The 21,032-nt window shown below is 72.0% G+C and carries 16 protein-coding genes; 8 read left to right on the top strand and 8 right to left on the bottom strand.

Annotated elements, in window-relative coordinates:
• The first annotated feature begins 427 nt into the window (after nucleotides 1-427).
• Nucleotides 428-1,159 carry an Rv3235 family protein gene (locus ACFWR9_RS25325; protein ID WP_383846011.1) on the top strand — a complete coding sequence of 244 codons (732 nt, stop codon included), beginning with the start codon at nucleotides 428-430 and terminating at the stop codon, nucleotides 1,157-1,159.
• Between the two features lie 111 nt (nucleotides 1,160-1,270).
• Here the strand turns inward: ACFWR9_RS25325 and secA are convergent, their stop codons facing one another.
• Nucleotides 1,271-4,117: a preprotein translocase subunit SecA gene (gene secA / locus ACFWR9_RS25320; RefSeq protein WP_383846009.1), complete on the bottom strand. Its 2,847-nt coding sequence runs from the start codon at nucleotides 4,115-4,117 to the stop codon at nucleotides 1,271-1,273.
• A gap of 277 nt (nucleotides 4,118-4,394) precedes the next feature.
• Between secA and ACFWR9_RS25315 the strand changes: the two genes are divergently transcribed.
• Together ACFWR9_RS25315 and ACFWR9_RS25310 are read left to right on the top strand one after the other, a co-directional pair.
• Nucleotides 4,395-4,961 carry a GNAT family N-acetyltransferase gene (locus ACFWR9_RS25315; protein ID WP_383846007.1) on the top strand — a complete coding sequence of 189 codons (567 nt, stop codon included), beginning with the start codon at nucleotides 4,395-4,397 and terminating at the stop codon, nucleotides 4,959-4,961.
• Nucleotides 4,962-5,190: 229 nt separating this feature from the next.
• Nucleotides 5,191-6,393, top strand: coding sequence for a winged helix-turn-helix domain-containing protein (locus ACFWR9_RS25310; RefSeq protein WP_383846005.1), 1,203 nt, complete (start codon nucleotides 5,191-5,193; stop codon nucleotides 6,391-6,393).
• Nucleotides 6,394-6,399: 6 nt separating this feature from the next.
• On the opposite strand, the gene ACFWR9_RS25305 is transcribed toward ACFWR9_RS25310, so the two are convergent.
• From ACFWR9_RS25305 to mtnA, 7 genes are all read right to left on the bottom strand, one after another.
• On the bottom strand, nucleotides 6,400-7,164 hold the full coding sequence (locus tag ACFWR9_RS25305; RefSeq protein WP_161328051.1) for a response regulator transcription factor: 765 nt from the start codon (nucleotides 7,162-7,164) through the stop codon (nucleotides 6,400-6,402).
• Nucleotides 7,165-7,389: 225 nt separating this feature from the next.
• A complete protein-coding gene (gene hpf, locus ACFWR9_RS25300) occupies nucleotides 7,390-8,082 on the bottom strand; it encodes a ribosome hibernation-promoting factor, HPF/YfiA family (protein WP_059301636.1) in 693 nt (230 codons plus the stop codon).
• A 287-nt stretch (nucleotides 8,083-8,369) separates the two neighbouring features.
• On the bottom strand, nucleotides 8,370-9,257 hold the full coding sequence (locus tag ACFWR9_RS25295) for a ComF family protein (protein WP_383846088.1): 888 nt from the start codon (nucleotides 9,255-9,257) through the stop codon (nucleotides 8,370-8,372).
• Nucleotides 9,258-9,353: 96 nt separating this feature from the next.
• Nucleotides 9,354-11,201 carry an LpqB family beta-propeller domain-containing protein gene (locus ACFWR9_RS25290; RefSeq protein WP_383846003.1) on the bottom strand — a complete coding sequence of 616 codons (1,848 nt, stop codon included), beginning with the start codon at nucleotides 11,199-11,201 and terminating at the stop codon, nucleotides 9,354-9,356.
• Nucleotides 11,191-13,260, bottom strand: a complete 2,070-nt coding sequence (gene mtrB, locus ACFWR9_RS25285; protein WP_383846001.1) for an MtrAB system histidine kinase MtrB — start codon at nucleotides 13,258-13,260, stop codon at nucleotides 11,191-11,193. Before mtrB ends, ACFWR9_RS25290 begins: the two co-directional genes overlap by 11 nt.
• Nucleotide 13,261: 1 nt before the next feature.
• Nucleotides 13,262-13,951 carry a two-component system response regulator MtrA gene (mtrA, locus tag ACFWR9_RS25280; protein WP_193776289.1) on the bottom strand — a complete coding sequence of 230 codons (690 nt, stop codon included), beginning with the start codon at nucleotides 13,949-13,951 and terminating at the stop codon, nucleotides 13,262-13,264.
• Nucleotides 13,952-13,955: 4 nt separating this feature from the next.
• Nucleotides 13,956-15,098: an S-methyl-5-thioribose-1-phosphate isomerase gene (mtnA, locus tag ACFWR9_RS25275; protein WP_383845999.1), complete on the bottom strand. Its 1,143-nt coding sequence runs from the start codon at nucleotides 15,096-15,098 to the stop codon at nucleotides 13,956-13,958.
• Between the two features lie 140 nt (nucleotides 15,099-15,238).
• Here mtnA and ACFWR9_RS25270 point away from each other — a divergent pair, with 140 nt between their 5' ends.
• From ACFWR9_RS25270 to ACFWR9_RS25250, 5 genes are read left to right on the top strand one after another with little or no spacing between them, the layout of a single operon-like run.
• Complete coding sequence (locus tag ACFWR9_RS25270; RefSeq protein WP_383845997.1) at nucleotides 15,239-16,624, top strand: glycerophosphoryl diester phosphodiesterase membrane domain-containing protein; 1,386 nt, start codon at nucleotides 15,239-15,241, stop codon at nucleotides 16,622-16,624.
• Nucleotides 16,625-16,628: 4 nt separating this feature from the next.
• The gene (locus ACFWR9_RS25265) at nucleotides 16,629-17,402 is read left to right on the top strand and encodes a DUF4129 domain-containing protein (protein ID WP_383845995.1); all 774 of its coding nucleotides are present in this window, start codon (nucleotides 16,629-16,631) and stop codon (nucleotides 17,400-17,402) included.
• Nucleotides 17,399-18,595: a DUF4350 domain-containing protein gene (locus tag ACFWR9_RS25260; protein ID WP_383845993.1), complete on the top strand. Its 1,197-nt coding sequence runs from the start codon at nucleotides 17,399-17,401 to the stop codon at nucleotides 18,593-18,595. Before ACFWR9_RS25265 ends, ACFWR9_RS25260 begins: the two co-directional genes overlap by 4 nt.
• Nucleotides 18,595-19,584 carry an AAA family ATPase gene (locus ACFWR9_RS25255; protein WP_383846086.1) on the top strand — a complete coding sequence of 330 codons (990 nt, stop codon included), beginning with the start codon at nucleotides 18,595-18,597 and terminating at the stop codon, nucleotides 19,582-19,584. The genes ACFWR9_RS25260 and ACFWR9_RS25255 overlap by 1 nt, the downstream gene beginning before the upstream one ends.
• Entirely contained in the window at nucleotides 19,584-20,894 is a 1,311-nt protein-coding gene (locus ACFWR9_RS25250) for a DUF58 domain-containing protein (RefSeq protein ID WP_383845991.1), read from the top strand. The genes ACFWR9_RS25255 and ACFWR9_RS25250 overlap by 1 nt, the downstream gene beginning before the upstream one ends.
• Nucleotides 20,895-21,032: the final 138 nt, after the last annotated feature.

Here is a 21,032-nt window from a genome sequence, read left to right as displayed (position 1 = left end):
AGGCTGCCGCTTTCGTGTCGGAGACTTCGCCCGGGAAGGGCTTTCAGGATACGTGCGGGCGGACATCCCGTTCTCGGCCACATGCCCCCGCCCCTCTCCCGCGGTGCGTCGAGTCGGGCGCAGCGGCATGGGTGCCGGCGCGCGCAGTCGAGCCCAACTGCCCCCCTCGTCCACCCGGAGCCGCGGTGTCCCCTTTCGGGTCCCCACCCGCGCCGCCCGAGGCGTCCACCCCCGGCCCCGGAAGTCACCCGCTCCGCCCGCTCCATCTCGGGCTTCCGGGCCATGGCGGTCACTCTGATAGGTGAACCTCGCGGCTCCCTCGGTCCGGCCGCCCTCCTCCTTGCCGTCCGGCCCCTCCACCCCGTACAAGATCCCCAACCACGAAGTTACTGCCCGGTATCACCCGGGCCGCCGAACGGGGACCCCCATGCACAAGGTCATGACCAGGACCCAGCTCCGCCCCAGCAGCCCGCTCCTTCCCACCCCCGACGCCGCGCCCGGCCCCGGCGCCCCGTCCGGCCCCGGCGCCGCGTCCCGCGCCCCGAGTGGCGTTCCGCCCCGCAGGCCCGGCGGACGGCCCGCGCGCACCGCGCCGTCCGGGGGCCGCCCGCCGGGCTCCCCGGGCCGGTCCTCGCGGGCCCGCACGAGGCCGGCGGACACCCGCCCGCCCACGGCGGGACAGGGCCCCGGCCGGGCCACCGGAACGCCCCCGGCGGCACCGGGCGCCCACCGGCCCTCCCCGCCCTCCACAGCGCCTCTGGCCGCGCCTCCCGCCCCGCCTCTCGTCCCTGCCCAGATCCCGCGCCGCCCCGTCCCGCAGGTCCGCCCCACGGACCGTTTCGCCGAGCTGCTGCTCCATGTGCTCAGCGGCCGGCGCCCCGTGCACTCGATGCTCCGCCACACCGTCGGCCGCGCCTACGACGACCTGGCCCACCTCGCCGAACGCGGCCCCCTGCGCACCCGCGGCGCCCTCCCCGTCGTCCGGGACATCGGCTACTTCGAGCCCCGGCCGGGCGCCCTGGAGGTCTTCGCCCGCATCGGCGCGGGCGACCAGCTGCGCGCGATGGCCTTCCGGCTGGAACGGGGCCAGGACCTTCGCTGGCGCTGCACCGCGGTGGAGCTCGGCGGCCCCCGCAGGCCCCACGCGGACGACGCCTGACGACCCCGCCGGCGACCGTCCACGGCCCACCGCCCGGCGCCAACGCCGAAGGGCCGGCCACCACGGGTGACCGGCCCTTCCACCGCTACGGCGCCCTGCGGCACCGCACCGTCACTTCTTGCGGCGTCGTCCGCCCTTGGCCTGCTTGCGGCGCTCCGCGCGCGTGAGCCCGTCCGACGTGGCCTGCGCGGGCTCGCCGTCGGTGGAGAAGTCGCCCTCGACGACACCACCCTCGCCGTCCACGGTCGGCGCGGAGAAGTGCAGGTCCCGGCGCTGCGGGGCGTCGAGCCCCTTGGCACGGATCTCCGGGCGCGCCCCCGCCTGGGCCGGGACCGCGTCCTGCGCGCCCTTCTCCAGGGACGGCGCCGCGTCCTCGACCGGAACCTCCTCGACCTGCTGCTCGACCTGGACCTCCAGGTTGAACAGGTAGCCGACGGACTCCTCCTTGATGCCCTCCATCATGGCCTGGAACATGTCGAAGCCCTCGCGCTGGTACTCGACCAGCGGGTCCTTCTGCGCCATCGCGCGCAGGCCGATGCCCTCCTGGAGGTAGTCCATCTCGTAGAGGTGCTCGCGCCACTTGCGGTCCAGGACCGAGAGCACGACCCGGCGCTCCAGCTCGCGCATGATCTCGGAGCCGAGCTGCGTCTCACGCGACTCGTACTGCTCCTGGATGTCGTCCTTGATGGACTCCTCGATGTAGTCGGCGGTCAGGCCGGCCCGGTCACCGGCCGCCTCCTCCAGCTCCTCGACGGTGACCTTCACCGGGTAGAGCTGCTTGAAGGCGCCCCACAGCCGGTCGAGGTCCCAGTCCTCCGGGAAGCCCTCGGCGGTCTCGGCCTGCACGTACGCGTCGATCGTGTCGTTCGTGAAGTGCTGGATCTGCTCCTGCAGGTCCTCGCCCTCCAGAACACGGCGGCGCTCGCCATAGATGACCTCGCGCTGGCGGTTGAGGACCTCGTCGTACTTCAGGACGTTCTTACGCGTCTCGAAGTTCTGCGTCTCGACCTGCGACTGGGCGGACGCGATCGCCCGCGTGACCATCTTGTTCTCGATCGGCACGTCGTCCGGCACGTTCGCCATGGACATCACGCGCTCGACCATCTGGGCCTTGAACAGCCGCATCAGGTCGTCGCCCAGGGAGAGGTAGAAGCGGGACTCGCCGGGGTCGCCCTGGCGGCCGGAACGACCGCGCAGCTGGTTGTCGATACGGCGCGACTCGTGCCGCTCGGTACCGAGCACGTAGAGCCCGCCCAGGTCCTTGACCTCTTCGAACTCCGCCTTGACGGCCTGCTCGGCCCGCTCCAGGGCGGCGGGCAGGGCCGAGGCCCACTCCTCGATGTGCTCCTCGGGGTCGAGGCCGCGCTGGCGCAGCTCCGCCTCGGCGAGGTCCTCGGGGCTGCCACCGAGCTTGATGTCCGTACCACGGCCGGCCATGTTCGTCGCCACCGTCACGGAGCCCTTGCGGCCCGCCTGGGCGACGATCGTCGCCTCCCGGTCGTGCTGCTTGGCGTTCAGCACCTCGTGCTGGACACCGCGCTTGCTGAGCTGCTGCGAGAGGTACTCGGACTTCTCGACCGAGGTGGTGCCGACGAGGATCGGCTGGCCCTTGCCGTGCTTCTCCTCGATGTCGTCGACGACCGCCTCGAACTTGGCGACCTCGGTGCGGTAGATCAGGTCCGACTGGTCGTCGCGGATCATCGGCCGGTTGGTCGGGATGGGCACCACGCCGAGCTTGTAGATCTGGTGGAACTCGGCGGCCTCGGTCATCGCCGTACCGGTCATGCCGGACAGACCGGGCTGTTCCTTTTCGTTCTGGTCGTGGCGCTTGTAGAGGCGGAAGAAGTTCTGGAGGGTGATCGTGGCGAGCGTCTGGTTCTCGTCCTTGATGTCCACCCCTTCCTTCGCCTCGATCGCCTGGTGCATGCCCTCGTTGTAGCGGCGGCCGGCGAGGATACGGCCGGTGTGCTCGTCGACGATCATGACTTCGCCGTCGAGGACGACGTAGTCCTTGTCCTTCTTGAAGAGTTCCTTGGCCTTGATGGCGTTGTTCAGGTAGCCGACCAGGGGGGTGTTCACCGACTCGTAGAGGTTGTCGATGCCCAGCCAGTCCTCGACCTTGGAGACGCCCGACTCGTGGATGGCCACGGTGCGCTTCTTCTCGTCGACCTCGTAGTCACCGGTTTCCTCGATGCCCTTGAGGGTGTTGCCGGCCTCGCCCTTCTTCAGACGGGTGACCAGCTTGGCGAAGTCGCCGTACCACTTGGTGGCCTGGTCGGCCGGGCCGGAGATGATCAGCGGCGTACGGGCCTCGTCGACGAGGATGGAGTCGACCTCGTCGACGATGGCGAAGTTGTGGCCGCGCTGGACGAGTTCGTCCTTGGACCACGCCATGTTGTCGCGCAGGTAGTCGAAGCCGAACTCGTTGTTCGTGCCGTAGGTGATGTCGCAGCGGTACATCTCGCGGCGTTGGGCCGGCGTCTGGTTGGCGAGGATGCAGCCGACGGACAGACCGAGGAACTTGTGGACGCGGCCCATCATCTCGGAGTCGCGCTCGGCCAGGTAGTCGTTGACCGTGACGATGTGCACGCCTTCGCCGGACAGGGCGTTGAGATAGGCGGGCAGGGTGCCGACGAGGGTCTTGCCCTCACCGGTCTTCATCTCGGCCACGTAGCCCATGTGCAGGGCGGCGCCGCCCATCATCTGCACGTCGTAGTGCCGCTGGCCCAGGACGCGCTTGGCGGCCTCGCGGACGGTGGCGAAGGCTTCGGGCAACAGGTCGTCCAGGCTCTCGCCGTCGGCGTAGCGCTGCTTGTACTCATCGGTGAGGGCCCGCAGCTCGGCGTCGGAGAGGTCGGCGAAGTCCTCTTCGATGGAGTTGACCTGGTCCGCGATGCGGTGCAGCTTGCGCAGGATCTTGCCTTCGCCTGCACGCATGATCTTTGAGAGGACGGACACGGGGGTTGGTCTCCTTGCCGGTCGGGCCTGGGACGGTCGGTTTCCTGTCACGGACTGAGCAACGGCCATCGTATGCGAGGACCCCGCCACCCCGGGAGGCCCGCCGTACGGGACCGTCCACTCCTTGCATCCAGCTTCGCTGTCTGCCGTCACCGGGTTCAACGTCCGGGCCCCGCGGATGGTGCCGCACCCCCCGGTGAATTGAGCGGAAAGTGACCACATGTTCACGTAGGGCAAAAAGATGGCGCCCGCCACGGGAGCCGAGCAGAATCGGCCGATGGAACCCGTCACCCTCACCACGGAGCGCCTCGTCCTGCGCACGGTCGGCCCCCAGGACAACGATGCCGTGTACGCCGCCTGCCAGGATCCCGACATCCAGCGCTGGACGCCGATTCCCTCGCCCTACCTCCCCGAGCACGCGCGGGGCTTCACGGAGCAGATGGTCCCGGACGGCTGGGCGAACGCCTCGGTGTTCACCTTCGGCGTCTTCCTCCCCGGCGGAGACCTGGTGGGCATGCTCGGCATCACGATGATCTCCCTGGGCGTCGGCGAGATCGGGTTCTGGGGCACCAAGGAGTTCCGCGGCCGGGGCTACGTCACGGAGGCCGCCCTCGCCGTCGCACGCTGGGCCTTCACCGAGCGGGCGATCGACCGCCTGGAGTGGCGCGCCGAGGTCGGCAACACGGCCTCCCGCGCGGTGGCCCATCGGGCGGGCTTCACCATGGAGGGCACGTTGCGCTCCGCGGTCAACAACAAGGGCGTACGCCGAGACTGCTGGATCGCCTCCCTCCTCCCCTCGGACCTGGCCCTCCCGTCGACGGCCCAGTACTTGCCGACGCCTTAGCCACGGCAGAGCTGCCGGCAGCGCATGTCGCCGTAGCTGCGGGCAATCGTGCCGCTGGGGCGGCACGGGGTGGGCGATGGGGGTCCCCCCGCTCGAGCGAAGCCGAGAGTGGGGGAGGCACCCCGCAACGCCGGGCCGCGCACCCACCCCCGGCCCACACCAGCACCGGGCACCTTGCACGCGCCGCCGCCCCGGCCACTGTCAGACCCACCCCCTATCGTGCGGACGTATGACGACCCTCCCGCCCCCCGCCACGGACCTGTCCGCAGACGAGGCCCGCCGCCTCGCCCTCCGCGCACAGGGCTTCCTCGGCGCCCCCGACCGCCGTGCGGGCGTCCGTGGCGTCCTCCGGCACCTGGGCGCGGTGCAGCTCGACACCATCTCGGTCCTCGCCCGCTCCCACGAACTCATCCCGTACGCCCGCCTGGGCGCGGTCGGCCGCAAGACGGTCGAGGACGCGTACTGGAAGCCTGTCTCCATTGGCGCGCCTCCGGCACGACCACACGCCTTCGAGTACTGGTCGCACGCCGCCTGCATCCTCCCCATCGAGGAGTGGCCCCACTTCGCCTTCCGCCGCCGCGCCTACCGCAACCGCCCGCACTGGAACCACCCCCTCCCCGACGGCACCTACGACCAGGTCGTCAAGCAGCTCCGCACCGAGGGCCCGCTCACCGCGACGGACCTGGGCGGCGCGAAGCGGACCAGCGAGTGGTGGGACTGGTCGGGCACGAAGGTCGCCGTCGAGCGCGCGCTGATGTACGGCGAGGTGGTGTGCGTGGAGCGCCGCGGCTGGAAGCGGGTGTACGACCTCGCGGAGCGCGCGGTCCCGGCCGCGCTGCTCCATGACGACCTGGACGACACCGAGTGCCTGCGCCGCCTGGTCCGCCTGGCCGGCGAGTCCCTGGGGGTCGGCACGCGCGCGGACATCGCGGACTACCACCGCCTCAAGGCCGAGCAGGTCGACGCCGTGATCGCCGACTCGGGTCTGGTGCCGGTCACGGTGGCGGGCTGGTCCAAGCCCGCCTGGGCGGACCCCGCGGCCCTGGAGACGGTCCCGCGCGGCCGTCACCGCACCACGCTGCTCTCGCCCTTCGATTCCCTGATCTGGGAACGGGCACGCACGGAGCGGATCTTCGGCTTCACCCACCGCCTGGAGGCCTACGTGCCCAAGCCCAAGCGGGTGCACGGCTACTTCGCGATGCCGGTGCTGGCCGGCGGCCGGCTCGTCGGCCGCGTGGACCCGGCGCGCGAGGGACGCACCCTGGTCGCCAAGCAGGTCAGACTGGACGGCCTCAAGGCCGCGCCGGCGGTGGCCCAGGCCCTGGTCGAGGCGGCGAGCTGGGTCGACTGCACGGACGTACGGGTGGAACGGGCCGACGCCCCGCACCTGCGCGAGGCCCTGACAACGGAGCTGGCCCGCCTGCTCGCCTGACCGGCGTCAGCGGATCTCGAGAATCTTCTCCCGCATCGCGTACACCACGGCCTCCATCCTGGAGTGCAGCTGCAGTTTCTCCAGGATGTTGCGCACGTGGTTCTTCACGGTGTTCTCGGAGATGAACAGTTCCTTGGCGATGTCCCGGTTGTTCATTCCCGTGGCGACGAGCTTGAGGACCTCCAGCTCGCGATCGGTGAGCCGGGGCGCGGGCACCAGCCGGCGTTCGTCGGTCCGCTGGATCATCGACTTGAACTCGGTGAGCAGTTTCGACGCCATGGACGGACTGATCTGCGACTGCCCGTCGGCCACCGCGCGAATGGCGGTGGCAACCTCGTCCGTGGAGATCTCCTTGAGGAGATAGCCGGTGGCGCCCGCCTTGATCGCGTCGTAGAGGTCGGCCTCCTCGTCGCTGATCGTCAGCATGATGATCTTGGCGCTGGGGGCCACCTCCTTGATGGAGGTGCAGGCCTCGATCCCGCCCCGCTTGGGCATCCGCACATCCATCAGGATGATGTCCGGCAGCAGGTCGGCGGCCTTCTCCACGGCCTCGGCGCCGTCACCGGCCTCGCCGACGACCTGGATGTCCTCCTCGGCCGCCAGCACGATCTCCAGACCCCGGCGGAAGAGGGCGTGGTCATCCACGACCAGGACCCTGATGGGCTCCTCGCGCGTGGAGCCCACGTCCGCGTCCGGGCCCATGCCGGCGGCCCCGTCGTCGATCCCGTGGTCGACGCCCGCACCCCGCATCGGTCCGAAACTGTCCGCCATCGTTCCTCCCCCTGAAGGCTTTGGCCCGTGGTCCTGCGCCATCGCCAACCCAGAGCAACGGCCCACCGGTTGGGCCGTTGCCGCCATGATTCCATGCCCGACGGACAACGGGGTGACCGCGCGGGTCCCGAAGGGGTCGCACACCCTCGCGCACCGTCGCACACCGATGCCCCTGGGGGCGCACACGCGCTCCAGGGGCACCGGTCCGCTGTCACCCGGCAGTGGTCAACCGCCGAGCGCGTCGCCCGCGTCGGGGGCGTGCGCCTGGGTGACCATCGTGTCCGTGGTGAGGTGGATCACGCCGTAGTCGTAGGCGTGCCGCCGGTAGACGACACTGGGTTCCTTCGTCTCGGAGTCGACGAACAGATAGAAGTCGTGCCCGACCAGTTCCATCTCGTAGAGCGCCTGGTCGAGGGACATCGGCGCGGCCACATGGGTCTTCTCCCGGACGACGAGCGGCCCGTCGCCCTGGACCTCCAGCGAGCCGATCTTCTTGGTGGGTACGCCGTCCTGCTTCTCCGTCGGGACGACGTCGCCGTTCCCGTTGAGCGTCGCCGCGCCGGGTACGTGGTCGGCGACCTCGGCCGCCGGGATCCGGCGTGCGCCGCGGCGGGAGAAGCGCTTGTCGTGCTGCTTGCGCAGTCGTGCGCCAAGCTTCTCCGCCGCCAGGTCGAGCGCCGCGTACGGGTCGCTCGCCGCTGCCTCCGCCCGGATCACCGGACCGCGGGAGCGGAGCGTGATCTCCACTCGGTCACAGCGGTCGGCCTGCCGGGGGTTCGGCTCCTTGGACACCTCGACGTCGAGGCTGATCACCTTGCCATCGAGCTTCTGGATCTTCTCCAGCTTCAGCTTCTCGGCCACGTGCTTCCGGAACCGCTCGGGCACCTCGGTCTTGCGGCCCTTGACGACGATGTCCACGCAGAACTCCGTTCCCGGATCGCTCCGCTTCCATGGCGGAGCATCTCCCTTTTGCACCAGGTTCCGGTCTACTCCGGAACCTCGGACTCGGTGACGTCCACCTCCTCCCCCGCGGGCGAGATCTCCACTCCCCCGGTGCGGGTGATGACGGTAAAACCCGCAGCACGGCATTCGGATTTGAGAGGTGTGGCCTGCGGCTTTGCCTCACAACCGAACATATCTCGCCCGGGCGGATGTCGTCACCCTCTACCGCGACGTACCTCCGTTCCGATGAATTGGACCTCTCATTACCTGCAACGACGTAAGTTCCCAGTCAGTTCCGGTTTATTTTCGAAAGAATCAGGTGAAGCCGCGACCACTGCCGCGCAGATCGCTTCACGGATCGCGCCATCGCCTCCGTTCGGACCCGCCATTTGCGGCCCGGTCTTCCGTTCCTCTCTGCCTTCCCCCGCCGCCGACGGATACACAGCCGATCTCGCCTTCCCGTACGTGTCCGGCCCCGTCCGCGACTCAGCCGCGCGCACGGCACGTGCCGCCTCGGTCAGGGACGCCCCCGTCGTCATCAGGTCGTCGACCAGGACGACCGGGCCGCCGCCGCACAGCAGCCGACCACCGCCGGGAGCCACCGCCAGGGCGCCGGCGAGGTTGTCCAGCCGCTGCCGGGCGTCGAGGTCCGACTGGTCGGCCACGGCGTGCCGCTGCCGCAGCAGGGCGACCACCCGGGCGGGCACCCCGGTCCGCCGCAACTCCCCCGCCGCCGCGAGGGCGATCCGCCGCGCCGGGTCGTGCCCGCGTCTGCGCACCGCCCGCCGCGCCGACGGCACGGGCACGAGGAGCACCGGGCCCGGTACGCCACCCGCTCCCCCGACGCCGGTCCACGCCTCGCGGAGCCCCGCCCGCACCGCCCCCGCCAGGGCCTCGCCGAGCGGCGGCGTGAGGGCCAGCACGCCGCGCTCCTTGTGGGCCAGCAGCGCCGCCCGTACCTCGTCCGCGTACGGCGCGGCCGCGTGCACCGACGGCAGCCCGGGCGGCTCAGGCGACGGCCGCACCCGGCGCGGCACGGACCCGCTCAGGGCGGTGCGGCACCGTGGGCACAGCACCGCCCGGGTCCGGCCGCAGCCGCCGCACTCGGCCGGCAGCACCAGGTCCGTGAGGTCTCGCCACCAGTTCCGCAATCGCCACATGGCCACCACTGTGCCAAGCTTGGCCAAACCCGGCCAGGCCTGTGGAAAACGCCGTCCGGCTCCCTGTGGAAAACCGCTGCCGACGGCTCAGCCCGGATAGACGGGCGCCGTCCCCTCCGTGACCTTCTGCCACTGGAGCCCCGACGGCAGCCGCACGATCAGGTCCTCGGAGTACGCCACGAGCGGCAGCCGCTCGTCCTCGGTCGCGGCGATCTCCTTGACGCCGGTCAGGGCGGCGGGCACCGAAGCCTCCGGCGTGGAGCCGTCGACCTGGACGTATCCGATCTGCTGGACGCCGCCGCGCTCGCGCCCGACGACCACGAGCCTGCTGTCACCGGCCCACGACATGGCCGTGACCTCCTCCAGCTCCGGAGTGGCGGAGCGCAGTTCGAGGACGGTGACCGCCGGCCGTTCGCCCGCCTTCTCGTCCCGTTCGATCCGCCCGATGAGCAGCGAACGCTCGCCGTCCTTCTCCACGATGAGCGCGATCCGCACCCCGTCGGCCGCCGCCCGCACGGCCTGCACCCGCCCGTCGAGCCCCGGCGTGCGCACCTCCACCGGCTCGCCGGCACCCTTCTCCAGCAGCAGCAGCCGCGGGTCGGCCGGGTCGCGGTCGGCGATCCACAGGTCGCCCTGCGCGTCCCAGCTGGGCGGGGTCAGCCGGTCGGCCTCCGCCTTGCCCTTGCTGAGCAGCACGGGGTCGCCGAGCGAACCGCCCGACACCAGGGAGCCGACGTACAGCGACTTGTTGTCGAGGCCGATGCCGGCGGCGCTGTGCTCGTCGCGCGACACCGCCACCGCCCGCAGCGCCTTCTCGCCCTCGCCGAGCGGGCCGGGCACGGGTTCCGCCCGGGTCCCGTTGCTGCCCGCGGCGATCCGGACGAGGCGGTCCTCGTCGTCGACGAAGTACAGGTAGTCGGGCCGCTGTGCCGAGCCCCGCGCGGCGACCGTCTCCGCGCGGTCCTCGCTGAGCGAGCACAGCTGCTCACCACCCGCGCGCAGCTCGACCTCGTCCACCGCCGGGGTGAGGTTCTGCAGCGTGTACAGGAGCTGGGCGGCCATCTCGTCGCACTGGTCCTGATCGGCTCCGGCGGCCTTCTCGTTCAACGGGACGGTGAGCTTGCTGCGGTCGTCGGGCGCCAGCGAACCGGCGTTCTTCGCCAGCGCCGTTCCGGTCGGGAAGCTCGACCTGACCACGGGCCCGAGCAGGCTCGACGGCCCGCTGATCAGAGAACGCACCACCTGGGTCATGGGGTCCACGCGCCGGCGGACGTACACGGGGTCGGCCACGGCCGCCGGCTGCGGGCTCGCGCCCTCGCCGGCCGCCGAGCGCACCGCGGTGTTCGAGGCGAAGTAGTACCGGTTGACCGACATGTAGTTGCGCTGGAAGTCGGACTTGCCCATGACGACACCCTGCGGCAGCTGGTCGATGCGCCACTGTCCGGTCTTCGCGTCCCGGGTCAGGTGCACCGACTTGCGGTACGAGCCGTCGGCCGGCGAGTACGACTGCTGGGCGTCCACCGTGGCGACCCTGGCGCCCGTCAGGGTCACCGAGTAGTCGTTGGCGTCCTCGCGGCTGCCGGAGTGGTCCGACTCGGTCCCCGGCCCGCCTGCGAGCACCGTCGCCGACTCGTCCGGCCGCCAGTTCTCCGCGGCGTCGCCGGTCAGATACCTGCGCGCGGTCTCGTAGTGCGGATCGTCGCTGGTCAGGGCCTCCAGGAAACCCTGCACGATGTCGGAGGGAGGCGCGTCCTCCCGCGGCGGCATCGCGAACACCCGCACCTGCGGGTCCTGCCGCGGCGTGGACTCCACCCCGCGCAGATCCCCACTGTCCGGCATGGACGCACATCCCGCCAGCAGCACGACGCCGCCGACGGTGTACGCCACCACGCGTGCCGGCCTGCGCCGACCGCCTCCCCCGCGGTCAGCGCCCACGAGATGCCTCCCCCTGCCTGCTTGGATCGTCCGACCGGGTGTCCTGGCGGCCGTCCGCCTCCGCGGGACCGCCGTCCTGTCTCCGGGCGCCCGGCGCGGGCCTCGGCACCACACGCGCGCCGTTGCCCGGCAGGGCCGTCGGGTCGGCCGTCGGGGCCGCCATCGCCGACCTCGACGGTATAGGGCCCCGCGCGGGCACCTGGGACGTCTGTCCGACGGACGCCTGCGCCGGGACACCGACCGCCTTGTCCGTACCGTGCGGGGTCGCGGAGTCGTCGAGACCGGCGTCGTGGAGCCCGCGGTTGCGCCGCGAGTCCGCCGGCTCCAGCGGTATCGGCGAGCCCCGCAACGGCTCGTCCGCGGTCCTGGGAAGCGTCAGCCGGAACTGCGAGCCGCCGCCCGGTTCGCCCCATGCCTGGAGCCAACCGCCGTGCAGCCGCGCGTCCTCCAGGGCGATCGACAGCCCCAGCCCCGTACCGCCGGTGGTACGCGCGCGTGCCGGGTCGGCCCGCCAGAAGCGGCTGAACACCCGCGTGGCCTCGCCCGGCTTGAGCCCGACGCCGTAGTCGCGCACTCCGACGGCGACCGCGCCGCCCGCCGCGGCGAGCTTGACGACGACGTCCCGCCCCTCGCCGTGCTCGACGGCGTTGACGACGAGGTTGCGCAGCACCCGCTCGACACGCCGGGCGTCCGCCTCCGCGACGACGGGCTGCTGGTCGCCGACCACGCGTATCTGCGTGCCCTTGCGCTCGGCGAGCGGCTCCGCACCGCTGACGACCCGCCGTACGACCTCCCTGAGGTCTATCGGCTCGGCCTCCAGCGCTGCCGCGCCCGCGTCGAAGCGGCTGATCTCCAGCAGGTCCGCGAGCAGCGTCTCGAACCGGTCCAGCTGGTCGGCGAGCAGTTCCGCCGACCGCGCGGTCACCGGATCGAAGTCCACGCGCGCGTCGTGGATGACGTCGGCGGCCATCCTTACGGTCGTCAGCGGCGTACGCAGCTCGTGCGACACGTCGGACACGAACCGCCGCTGCATCCGCGACAGGTCCTCCAGCTGGCTGATCTTGAGCTGGAGGTTCTGCGCCATCTTGTTGAAGGCCTCCCCGAGCCGCGCGATGTCGTCCTCGCCGGTGACCTTCATACGTTCCTGGAGCCGTCCAGCGGACAGCCGCTCGGCGATGCTCGCCGCCATCCGTACGGGCGTGACCACCTGGCGCACCACGAGCCAGGCGATGGCCCCGAGCAGCACGACGACGAAGAGCCCCGCCGTCGCGAGGGTGCCTCTGACCAGGCTGAGGGACTTCTCCTCCTGGGTGAGCGGGAAGAGGTAGTACAGCTGGTACGGCTCGCCGTTGGGGTCGTTGACCTGCTTGCCGATGACCAGTCCGGGCTGGGAATCCTGGTCGGAGTTGTAGACGATCCGGGTGTAGCTCTGGGCCGCCGCGGTGCCGCCGTCGATCCGCTCCCGCAGGTCCTCCGGGACGCTGACCGCCCAGTCGACCGATCCGGAAGCACGCGGGCCGCGTCCGCTGCCGCTCTCCCCGCCCATGGGGAGCGTGACCACGTCGAAGGCGCCCTGGCCACCGCTGGAGAGCGACTTCACCAGTTCACTCATCCACTGGATGACGTTCTGCGAGGGCCGGCCGTCCGCGGGGGTGCTGTCGTCACCGCCGACGCCCGCCGCCTCCTCGGCCTTCTGCTTGGCCGCCGTGAAACCACCGGTGGCCTGGCTCTGGGACGCCTTCACCTTGGCGTCCAGCAGTCCGTTGCGGACCTGGCCGATCACCACGAAGCCGAGCAGGAGCACCACGCCCAGCGACATCAGCAGTGTGGTGACGACGACCTTGAGCTGGATGTTGCGCCGCCACAGCCGCATGACGGGCAGCAGCGGACGCCGCACCCAGCGCATGAACAGCCGGAGCACCGGGCTGCCCTGCACCCCGCCGTGCAGCAGCCCGCCCTCCAGCAGGCGGCCGAAGCGCGGACCGGCGGGGGGGTGGTCGACAGGCCGTCCGGCGCGGGCCTCGGACCCGGGCGCCGAAGCGGCACTGTCCCTGGTCATGTCAGCTCGGTCCGGCCTTGTAGCCGACGCCGCGGACGGTCACCACGATCTCCGGCTTCTCCGGGTCCTTCTCGACCTTGGAGCGCAGCCGCTGCACATGCACGTTGACCAGCCGGGTGTCGGCGGCGTGCCGGTAGCCCCAGACCTGCTCCAGGAGCACCTCGCGCGTGAACACCTGCCACGGCTTGCGGGCCAGCGCCACCAGCAGGTCGAACTCCAGCGGCGTCAGCGCGATCGACTGCCCCTCCCGCTTCACGGAGTGACCGGCCACGTCGATGACCAGGTCGCCTATGGCGAGCTGCTCCGGTGCCGGTTCCTCCGACCTCCTGAGCCGCGCCCGGATACGGGCCACCAGCTCCTTCGGCTTGAACGGTTTCACGATGTAGTCGTCGGCGCCCGACTCGAGACCGACCACGACGTCGACGGTGTCACTCTTCGCCGTCAGCATCACGATCGGCACACCCGACTCCGCCCTGATCAGGCGGCACACCTCGATGCCGTCCCGACCGGGCAGCATCAGGTCGAGCAGCACCAGGTCGGGCTTGGTCTCCCGGAAGGCGGCCAGCGCCTTGTCGCCGTCGGCTACGAAAGATGGCTCAAAACCCTCACCACGCAGCACAATGCCGAGCATCTCGGCCAGTGCGGTGTCGTCGTCGACGACAAGGACTCGTCCCTTCATAAACGACATCATCCCATTAGCTAATCGTTACCTGGCGTGACCTGGCACACAGCTCGGCGAGGGCCTCGCTCGTCACGGGCGAAACCACGCCCTCCTCGGTGACTATCGCCGTCACGAGCTCGGGCGGAGTCACGTCGAACGCCGGGTTGTACGCCTGGGTCCCCAGGGGTGCCACCGGAATCCCGCCTCCCGCTCCTGCCACCGGCGCCTGAGGCGCTGTGACCTCGGTCACTTCATATCCGGGACGCTGTTCCACCTCGATGGACGCCCCGTCCGGGGTGTGCGGATCCACCGAAGTGACCGGCGCCACCACGATGAACGGTACGTGGTGGTAGCGCGCGAGCACCGCGAGCGGATAGCTCCCCACCTTGTTCGCCACCGATCCGTCGGCCGCGATACGGTCCGCGCCCACCAGCACGGCGTCCACCTCGCCCGCCGCGAACAGCGAACCCGCCGCGCTGTCGGTGAGCAGGGTGTACGTCATGTCGTTGCGGGCCGCCTCGTATGCCGTCAGGCGAGCACCTTGCAGCAAGGGACGCGTTTCGTCCACCCACAGGCGCCGAAGCCGCCCCTCCCGGTGCGCCGCGAGCGCCACCGCGAAGGCCGTGCCCTCCCCGCCCGACACCAGCGAGCCGGAGTTGCAGTGCGTGAGAACGCGGTGCCCGCCGGCGGGCAGCAGCTCGTCCAGCAGCGCCAGCCCGTGCGCGGCCATCCGCGCGCTGGCCTGGGCGTCCTCATGGTGCAGGGCCCGCGCCGCCGCCAGTGCCGCCGCTGCCGCCTCCCGCGTGTCGCCGGTCCTGGCGAGCGCCTCGCGGTGGGCGTCCTGCGCCCGGCGCACCCCGACGGCGAGGTTCACCGCGGTGGGGCGGGCCCCGGCGAGCGCGGCCGCGGCCTCCTCCACCTCGAAGCCCCTGACGGCGGCGAGCGCGACCCCGTAGGCGCCCGCGACGCCCAGCAGTGGCGCCCCGCGCACGGCGAGCGAACGGATCGCCTCGACGAGTCCGGCCGGGTCCGTGCAGACCAGCTCGACCTCCTCGGTCGGCAGCCTGGTCTGGTCCAGCAGGACCAGCACCGGGCCTTCGGGGGGCTCCTCCCAGCGGAGCACCGGGATCTCGGTCGGCCGCTTGTCCTCGCCACTTCGCGCGTCCTGATCAGCCATGCGGTCAGTCTGCCCCCTATCCGGCGGACAATTGAAGGTGTGCAGCCCATACCGCGCCCGGTCCGCACCCGAGCACCCCATGGCACGATGGCTGCCAACCTGCCGCCGCGCCCGCGGACGGGCACCGTGAAGGAGCGACGATGAACGACACTCCGGGTTGGGCCTCGCCCGGATCCGCCCCGTCCGACGGGCGGGAGCCCGGCGCGTCCGGCCCCGCCGAGCCCGCCGACCGCCCCGGCGGCCCCGATCAGCCCGCGGACCAGCCGGGCGCGGAACCGACGAGCCCCGGCACGAAGTGGTCCAAGGAGCAGCCACCCCCCGGCCAGTGGTCCGCGCCCACCGGCCCCGGCGACCAAGGGCAGACCCCGCCGCCCCCGCCCCCCGGCCCGGGCTGGGGCACCCCGCCCCCCGGACCTCCCGGCGGCGGCTACGGAGGCCCCGGAGGCTACGGCGGCCAGGCCGGGGGCTACGGCGGTGGCTACGGCGGTTACGGCGCCCCCGGTGGACACGGAGGCTGGGGAGGCGGCTGGGGCGGCCCGCCGCCCGCGGCCAAGCCTGGCGTGATCCCGCTCCGCCCGCTCGGCGTCGGCGAGATCCTCGACGGCGCGGTCTCCACGATGCGCACCTACTGGCGCACGGTCCTCGGCATCTCCCTGACCGTCGCCGTCTTCACGGAGATCATCGTCGTGCTGCTCCAGGGCCTCGTCCTGGACAACACCGGCACCGAAGCCCTCAACGACCCCGATGCCTCCCTGAGCGAACTCGGCGACGCCCTCACCGAGACCACGATCAACTCGGGTGTCGTCTTCCTGATCTCCCTGATCGGCACCGTCCTGGCCACCGCCCTGCTCACGACCGTCACCAGCCGTGCCGTGCTCGGCCGTCCGGTGACCACCGGCGAGGCCTGGCGGGACGCCCGCCCCCAGGTGCTCAAGCTGTTCGGCCTGATCATCCTGCTGCTGCTCATCGTCGCGGGCATCGTCATCGTCGGCATGGCGCCCGGTCTCCTCGTGACGGCCACCGCGGGCGACGAGGCCGGCGTGGCCCTGACCGTCCTGGGCTTCATCGCGGCCGGTGTCGTCGCGGTGTGGCTGATGGTCCGCTTCTCGCTGGCGTCCCCCGCGCTGATGCTGGAGAAGCAGGGCATCAAGAAGGCGATGAGCCGCTCCGTGAAGCTGGTGCGCGGCTCCTGGTGGCGGGTCTTCGGCATCCAGCTGCTCGCCACGATCATCGCCAACGTCGTCGCGTCGATCATCGTCATCCCGTTCGCCTTTCTCGCCGCCACCCTCGGCGGCGACGGCGTCAGCGGCTTCCTGGAGGGCACCGGGGACCTCGGCTGGACGTTCCTCGTCGTCAGCGGCATCGGCTCGGTGATCGGCTCCATGATCACCTTCCCGATCACGGCGGGCGTCGCCGTACTGCTCTACATCGACCAGCGCATCCGCCGCGAGGCCCTCGACCTCGAACTGGCCCGCACCGCAGGCACCCAGGGCTCCGGCGCCCCCGGCGCCGTCCCGGGGAGCTGACGGGGTGAGCCCGGCGGGGGGAGTTCTCACAGAGGTGTCACACACCGCCGTACGAACGCTGTCGCACACCAGTGACAGCCTCGTACGGTCGCTGTCGCGCTCCGGCGACGAACCGCCGTTGACGATTCCGCGCGACCCCGCGCGGGAGGCCGCGCGACGCGAGCTGTCCAAGGGCATGTACCACGAGAACGACCCCAGCTGGTTCCAACGGGCCCTGGACACCTTCTGGGAGTGGATCGACGAGCTGTTCAGCAGGGCGTCCACGGCGACGCCCGGAGGAGCGCTCGGCCTGGTCGTCGTCATCCTGGCCGTCCTGGCGGTGCTGGGCGCCCTCTGGTGGCGCCTGGGCACCCCACGCCGCGGGCCGGCCTCCGCCCCCGCCCTGTTCGACGACCGCCCCCGCAGCGCCGCCGAGCACCGCGCCGCCGCCCAGGCACACGCCGCCCAGGGCCACTGGAACCAGGCCGTCCAGGAGCGCATGCGGGCCGTCGTCCGCGCCCTGGAGGAACGCGCCCTGCTCGACATCCGGCCCGGCCGCACCGCCGACGAGGCGGCCACCGAGGCAGGCCGCGCCCTGCCCGCCCACGGCGACCGGCTGCGGGCCGCCGCCCGGGACTTCGACGACGTCACGTACGGCGGCCGCCCCGGCACCGAGCAGGCGTACCGGCGCCTCACCGAACTCGACCACGACCTGGACCGCAGCAAGCCGCACCTGGCGGGCAGCACGCCCGGCAGCGCCGGGGGCGGCACGGACACCCGCCGGGGAGCCGCCGGATGACCACCGAGGCCACGATCCCCGCCACCTCGGCCTCGCCCACCGCCCGCCAGATCTGGACGCGCGGGCGCGGCATCGCCCTCGCGCTCGTCCTGCTGCTCGTCGGGGCCGTGGCGATCGCCGTCGTCCGCTCCGGCGACCGCCACGGCGAACTCGACCCGCGCTCCGCCGACCCCTCCGGCAGCCGCGCGGTCGCCGAACTCCTCGCCGACCGGGGGGTCTCCACGCGCGTGGTCACCACCCTGGACGACGCCCGCGCCGCGACCGGCCCGGACACCACCCTGCTGATCGCCGCCCCCGACCTCCTGACCGAGCGCCAGCAGACGCGACTGCGCTCCGCGATCACCGGATCCGGCGGCCGCACCGTACTCGTGGCCCCCGGCGGCTCCGCCGTCGAGCGCCTCGTCCCCGGCGTCACCGCCGATCCCGCGCTCAGCTTCGACTCGACGCTGGCCCCCGCCTGCGACCTGCCCGCCGCCCTGCGCGCGGGCACCGCCGACACGGGCGGCCTCCGCTACAGCACCCACCTCGAAGCCGATGCCTGCTACCCCAGTCGGCGCCTGGCCACGCTGCTGCGCGTCCCCGACACCTCCGCAGAGGGCACCCCGGGCGACACCGTCGTCCTCGGCGCCCGCGACATCCTCGTCAACGACCGACTCGACGACCACGGCAACGCCTCGCTCGCCCTGCAACTCCTCGGCTCCCGCGACCATCTGGTCTGGTACCTCCCCTCGCTCTCCGACGTCCCCGACCCGGACGAAGAACGCAGCTTCTTCGACCTGCTCCCCTCCGGCTGGCTATGGGGCACCCTGCAACTGTTCATCGCCGCCGCCCTCGCCGCCCTGTGGCGGGCACGCCGGCTCGGCCCCCTGGTGCCCGAGAAACTCCCCGTCGCGATCCGAGCCTCCGAGACCGTCGAAGGCCGCGCCCGCCTCTACCGCAAGGCGAACGCCCGCGACCGCGCGGCCGCCGCTCTTCGCTCCGCCACCCGCACCCGCCTCGCCCCCCTCGTCGGCGTCCCCGTCTCCCAGGCGCACACGCCCGAGTCCCTGCTCCCCGCACTCTCCGCCCACCTCCATGGCGACGGACAGTCGCTGCACACCCTCCTCTTCGGCCCGCCGCCCGGCGACGACGCGGCCCTGATCGCCCTCGCCGACCAACTCGACGCCCTCGAAAGTGAGGTACGCCGTCCATGATGGACCCGACCACTGACAACGCCGGGCAGAGCGGGGACCCGGGCAACGCCCGCACCGCCCTCGAAGCCCTGCGCGCCGAGATCGCCAAGGCCGTGGTCGGCCAGGACGCCGCCGTGACCGGTCTCGTCGTCGCGCTCCTGTGCCGCGGCCACGTCCTCCTCGAAGGCGTCCCCGGAGTCGCCAAGACCCTCCTCGTCCGCGCCCTCGCCGCAGCCACCGAACTCGACACCAAGCGCGTCCAGTTCACCCCCGACCTGATGCCGAGCGACGTCACCGGCTCCCTGGTCTACGACGCCCGCACCGCCGAGTTCTCCTTCCAGCCCGGCCCGGCGTTCACCAACCTGCTCCTCGCCGACGAGATCAACCGCACGCCTCCGAAGACCCAGTCGTCCCTCCTCGAAGCCATGGAGGAACGCCAGGTCACGGTCGACGGCACACCCCGACCGCTCCCCGAGCCCTTCCTCGTCGCGGCCACCCAGAACCCCGTCGAGTACGAGGGCACCTACCCCCTCCCGGAAGCCCAGCTGGACCGCTTCCTCCTCAAGCTCACCGTCCCCCTCCCGTCCCGCCAGGACGAGATCGACATCCTCACCCGGCACGCCACCGGCTTCAACCCGCGCGACCTGCGCGCTGCGGACGTACGCCCGGTCGCGAACGCCGCCGACCTGAACGCCGCCCGCGCCGAGGTCGCCAAGACGACCGTCTCCCCGGAAATCACCGCCTACGTCGTCGACATCTGCCGCGCCACCCGCGATTCGCCGTCCCTCACCCTCGGCGTCTCCCCGCGCGGAGCCACGGCACTGCTCTCGACCTCCCGCGCGTGGGCCTGGCTCACCGGCCGCGACTACGTCACCCCGGACGACGTGAAGGCCCTGGCCCTCCCCACCCTCCGCCACCGGGTGCAGCTCCGCCCGGAGGCCGAGATGGAGGGCGTGACCACGGACTCCGTCATCAACGCGATCCTCGCCCACGTCCCCGTCCCCCGCTGATGGCACTCACCGGACGCGCCGCGCTCATCGCGGCCCTGGGCTCCGTCCCGATCGGTATCTGGGACCCCAGCTGGACGGGCATCCTCGCGGTCAACGCGCCGCTCGCGGCCGCCTGCGCCTGCGACTTCGCGCTGGCCGCCCCAGTACGGCGCCTGCGCCTCACCCGTTCCGGCGACACATCCGCCCGTCTGGGTGACACCGCCGACGTCACGTTGACGGTCACCAACCCGTCCACGCGCCCGCTCAGGGCCCAGCTACGCGACGCCTGGCCCCCCAGCAGCTGGCAACCCGGCACCGAGGTGGCGGCGTCCCGCCACAGCCTGACGGTGCCCGCCGGCGAACGCCGACGCACGACCACCCGCCTACGGCCCACCCGTCGCGGCGACCGCCACGCGGACCGCGTCACGATCCGGTCGTCCGGCCCCCTGGGCCTCTTCACCCGCCAGGGCACCCACGGGATCCCCTGGACGGTACGCGTCCTGCCCCCGTTCACCAGCCGCAAGCACCTCCCCTCCAAGCTGGCCCGCCTCCGCGAGCTCGACGGCCGCACCAGCGTCCTCACCCGGGGCGAGGGCACGGAGTTCGACAGCCTGCGCGAGTACGTCCCCGGCGACGACACCCGCTCCATCGACTGGCGAGCGACAGCCCGGCAGTCCACCGTCGCCGTACGCACCTGGCGCCCCGAACGCGACCGCCACATCCTGCTCGTCCTGGACACCGGCCGCACCTCGGCCGGCCGCGTGGGCGACGCCCCACGCCTCGACGCCACCATGGACGCCGCTCTGCTCCTGGCGGCCCTGGCCTCCCGCGCCGGGGACCGCATCGACCTCCTCGCGTACGACCGCCGGGTGCGCGCCCTCGTGCAGGGCCGCACCGCGGGCGACGTGCTCCCCTCCCTGGTCAACGCCATGGCGAACCTGGAACCCGAACTCGTGGAGACCGACGCCCGCGGCCTCACCGCCACCGCACTCCGCTCGGCCCCTCGCCGCTCGCTGATCGTCCTCTTCACCACTCTCGACGCGGCTCCGATCGAGGAAGGGCTCCTCCCGGTACTGCCTCGACTGACCCAGCGCCACACGGTCCTCCTGGCCTCGGTGGCAGACCCGCACGTCGCAGGGATGGCCGAGGCTCGCGGCAACACGGACGCCGTGTACGAGGCCGCCGCGGCCGCACAGGCCCAGGCCGAACGCCGGCGCACCGCGGACCAGCTCCGTCGACACGGCGTCACGGTCGTCGACGCCACCCCGGACGACCTGCCGCCGGCACTCGCCGACGCCTATCTGGAACTGAAGGCGGCCGGACGCCTGTAAAGGGCTAAGGCGGGGGCCTCTTGGCCCCGCCTTCATTTCCCCCTAAACGCAGAAAGCCCCGCACCGTTCCCGGTGCGGGGCTTTCATACAATGATTGTTCGGCGGCGTCCTACTCTCCCACAGGGTCCCCCCTGCAGT

Origin of the sequence: Streptomyces sp. NPDC058534, assembly GCF_042717365.1 — a bacterium.
Lineage (GTDB): Bacteria > Actinomycetota > Actinomycetes > Streptomycetales > Streptomycetaceae > Streptomyces.
The sequence above is the reverse complement of the archived record's forward strand: the minus strand, read 5'-3'. Positions and strand labels throughout refer to the sequence as shown.